1 protein-coding gene and 1 pseudogene are annotated in these 4,219 nt (G+C 73.7%); both read left to right on the top strand.

Annotated elements, in window-relative coordinates; all coding sequences use genetic code 11:
• Positions 1-50: 50 nt before the first annotated feature.
• Positions 51-2,408, top strand: a pseudogene (locus ABT085_RS44450) ([protein-PII] uridylyltransferase); the annotation flags it as partial.
• 259 nt (positions 2,409-2,667) lie between these two features.
• Positions 2,668-4,218, top strand: a complete 1,551-nt coding sequence (ffh, locus tag ABT085_RS44445) for a signal recognition particle protein (protein ID WP_351622372.1) — start codon at positions 2,668-2,670, stop codon at positions 4,216-4,218.
• Position 4,219: the final 1 nt, after the last annotated feature.

The following is a 4,219-nucleotide window of genomic DNA, read 5'->3' as shown; positions in this document are numbered from 1 at the left end:
GGCGGGCCGGACGATCGGGGTGCGGTGGCCGGTGAGGGCGTTGTTGGCCCGGGCCGCCGCGCCGTGCCGCCCTCGCCGAGCTCACGGACGACTGGCTGAGCGGCCTGTTCGATGCGGGCGCCGGAGCGATGCGCGGTGTGTCCCTCGTCGCAGTCGGCGGCTACGGGCGCGGGGAGCTGTCCCCCCGCAGCGACCTCGACCTCCTGCTGCTGCACGACGGCGGCGACCCGGCCGCGGTCGCCACGCTGGCCGACCGCCTCTGGTACCCGGTCTGGGACCTCGGCCTCTCCCTCGACCACTCCGTACGCACCCCGGGGGAGGCCCGCAGGACGGCGGCCGACGACCTCAAGGTCCAGCTCGGCCTGCTGGACGCCCGGCACATCGCCGGCGACCGAGGCCTGACCGCCGGTCTGCGCACGGCCGTGCTGGCCGACTGGCGCAACCAGGCGCCGAAACGACTGCCCGAACTCCGGGACCTGTGCGCCGAACGGGCCGAACGCCAGGGCGAGCTCCAGTTCCTGCTCGAACCCGACCTGAAGGAGGCGCGCGGCGGGCTCCGCGACGCCACCGCCCTGCGCGCGGTCGCCGCCTCCTGGCTCGCGGACGCCCCGCGCGAGGGCCTCGCCGACGCCCGGCGCCGGCTGCTCGACGTACGCGACGCCCTCCATCTGACCACCGGACGCGCGACCGACCGGCTCGCGCTCCAGGAGCAGGACCAGGTGGCGGCCGAGCTGGGGCTGCTCGACGCCGACACACTCCTGCGGCAGGTCTACGAGGCGGCGCGGGTCATCGCGTACGCGAGCGACGTCACCTGGCGGGAAGTGGGGCGCGTCCTGCGCTCGCGCGCCGTACGGCCGCGCCTGCGCGCCATGCTCGGCGGCGGCAAGCCGGCCGCCGAACGCTCCCCGCTGGCCGAGGGCGTCGTCGAGCAGGACGGCGAGGTGGTGCTCGCCCGTACCGCACGCCCCGAACGCGACCCCGTACTCCCGCTGCGCGCGGCGGCCGCCGCCGCACAGGCCGGTCTGCCGCTCTCCCTGCACGCCGTGCGCCGCCTGGCGGCCACCACCCGCCCGCTGCCCACGCCCTGGCCCGCCGAGGCGCGCGAGCAGCTGGTGACCCTGCTCGGCTCGGGCGGTCCGACCATCGAGGTCTGGGAGGCGCTGGAGGCCGAGGGCCTGATCAGCCGGCTGCTGCCCGACTGGGAGCGGGTGCGCTGCCGTCCGCAGCGCAACGCCGTGCACATCTGGACCGTCGACCGGCACCTCATCGAGACCGCCGTGCGCGCCTCCGCGTTCACCCGCCGCGTCAGCCGCCCCGACCTGCTGCTGGTCGCCGCCCTGCTGCACGACATCGGCAAGGGCTGGCCCGGCGACCACTCGGTGGCCGGCGAGATCATCGCCAAGGACGTCGCCGCGCGGATCGGCTTCGACCGCCAGGACGTGGCCGTGCTCGCCACCCTCGTACGCCATCACCTGCTGCTCGTCGAGACCGCGACCCGGCGCGACCTGGAGGACCCGGCCACCGTGCGCCTCGTCGCCGAGGCGGTCGGCAGCCAGGGCACGCTGGAACTGCTGCACGCCCTCACCGAGGCGGACGCGCTGGCCACCGGCCCGGCCGCCTGGTCGTCCTGGCGCGGATCGCTCGTCGCCGACCTGGTCAAACGGGTGGCGGCGGTGCTGGCCGGGGACGAGCCCGCGGAACCCGAGGCGGTCGTCGCCACCGCCGAGCAGGAGCGGCTCGCCATCGAGGCCTGCCGCACCGGCGGCCCGGTGCTGGCACTGCGCGCGCAGACCGAACCGCCGGCCGACGAGGAGCCGTCCGGCGCGCAGGAGCCGGAACCGCTCGGGGTCGAGCTGCTCATCGCCGTACCCGACCAGCCGCGCGTGCTGCCCGCCGTCGCCGGTGTGCTGGCCATGCACCGCCTCACCGTCCGCACCGCGGAACTGCGGGCCCTGCCGCTGCCGGACGGCGTCGGCGGCTTCGTCCTGCTGCTGGACTGGCGGGTGGCCGCGGAGTACGGCTCCCTGCCGCAGGCCGCCCGGCTGCGCGCCGACCTCGTACGCGCCCTGGACGGCTCGCTGGACATCGCGACCCGGCTCGCCGAGCGCGACGCCGCCTACCCGCGCCGCCGGGGCGTCGTCGCGCCCCCCGCGCGCGTGACGGTCGCCTCCGCGGGCTCCCGACTGGCCACGGTGATCGAGGTACGGGCCCAGGACGCCCCGGGACTGCTCTTCCGGATCGGCTCGGCGCTGGAGGACACGGGCGTGCGGATGCGCAGCGCGCACGTGTCGACGCTCGGCTCGAACGCCGTGGACGCCTTCTACGTCACCGACCCCGAGGGCGCGCCCCTGCCGAGCGAGGAGGCGGCCGGGGTGGCCCGGAAGCTGGAGGAGACGCTGCGGGGGTGAGCCGGGGGCCGCGCGAACGGGCGGTTTTTACGGCGGCCTGGGCGGCGGTCCGTGCCGAGGCCGCCGAGTCCGCCGAGGCCCCGGCCGGCGCCTGCGCGCCGGTCCCTGCGCTGGTCGGCGAGGTGGCCGGAGATGCCGGCCGCCCCCGTGGGGAGCGCGGCCCCGCTCACCCATTCGGCGGGCGGGGACGAATTTCCTGCGGGGCCGGATACCCTGGAAGGCACTCACATCGCCCCCGACCCCGAGGACCGACGTCGCCGTGTTCGATACCCTCTCTGACCGCCTCAGCGCCACCTTCAAGAATCTGCGCGGCAAGGGGCGCTTGAGCGAAGCGGACATCGACGCCACGGCGCGCGAGATCCGCATCGCCCTGCTCGAAGCCGACGTCGCCCTTCCTGTCGTCCGCACGTTCATCAAGAACGTCAAGGAGCGCGCCCTCGGCTCCGATGTCTCCAGGGCCCTGAACCCGGCCCAGCAGGTTCTGAAGATCGTCAACGACGAGCTGGTCACGATCCTCGGCGGCGAGACCCGGCGTCTGCGGTTCGCCAAGCAGCCGCCGACCGTGATCATGCTCGCGGGTCTCCAGGGTGCCGGTAAGACCACGCTCGCGGGCAAGCTCGGCAAGTGGCTGAAGGACCAGGGCCACTCCCCGCTGCTGGTCGCCGCCGACCTCCAGCGCCCCAACGCCGTCAACCAGCTCAGCGTCGTCGCCGAGCGCGCCGGTGTCGCGGTCTACGCCCCGGAGCCCGGCAACGGCGTCGGCGACCCGGTCAAGGTCGCCAAGGACTCCATGGAGTTCGCCCGGAGCAAGGTCCACGACATCGTGATCGTGGACACCGCGGGCCGGCTGGGCATCGACCAGGACATGATGCAGCAGGCCGCGGACATCCGGGACGCGGTCTCCCCGGACGAGATCCTCTTCGTCGTCGACGCGATGATCGGTCAGGACGCGGTCAACACCGCCGAGGCCTTCCGCGACGGCGTCGGCTTCGACGGCGTGGTGCTGTCCAAGCTCGACGGTGACGCCCGCGGTGGTGCGGCCCTGTCGATCCGGCAAATCACCGGCAAGCCGATCATGTTCGCGTCGAACGGCGAGAAGCTCGACGACTTCGACGCGTTCCACCCTGACCGGATGGCCTCCCGCATCCTCGACATGGGTGACCTGCTCACCCTGATCGAGCAGGCGGAGAAGACGTTCAGCCAGGAAGAGGCCGAGAAGATGGCCTCGAAGCTGGCGTCCAAGAAGGGCCAGGACTTCACCCTGGACGACTTCCTGGCCCAGATGGAGCAGGTCAGGAAGATGGGCTCCATCTCCAAGCTGCTCGGCATGCTCCCGGGCATGGGCCAGATCAAGGACCAGATCAACAACCTCGACGAGCGGGACGTCGACCGCGTCGGCGCGATCATCAAGTCGATGACGCCCGGCGAGCGCCAGGACCCGACGATCATCAACGGCTCGCGCCGCGCCCGTATCGCCAAGGGTTCCGGCGTCGAGGTCAGCGCGGTCAAGGGCCTGGTCGAGCGGTTCTTCGAGGCCCGCAAGATGATGTCCCGCATGGCCCAGGGCGGCGGCATGCCGGGGATGCCCGGGATGCCGGGCATGGGCGGCGGGGCCGGCCGGACCAAGAAGCAGCCGAAGCAGGCCAAGGGCAAGCAGCGCTCCGGCAACCCGATGAAGCGCAAGCAGCAGGAGCTGGAGGAGGCCCAGCGCCGCGAGGCCGCCGCCCAGGGCGGCGGTGCCCTCGGGCTGCCGCAGCAGGGCGCCAAGGACTTCGAGCTGCCCGACGAGTTCAAGAAGTTCATGGGCTGAT

The organism is Streptomyces sp. NPDC002265, from assembly GCF_040296125.1.
Lineage (GTDB): Bacteria > Actinomycetota > Actinomycetes > Streptomycetales > Streptomycetaceae > Streptomyces.
The sequence above is the reverse complement of the archived record's forward strand: the minus strand, read 5'-3'. Positions and strand labels throughout refer to the sequence as shown.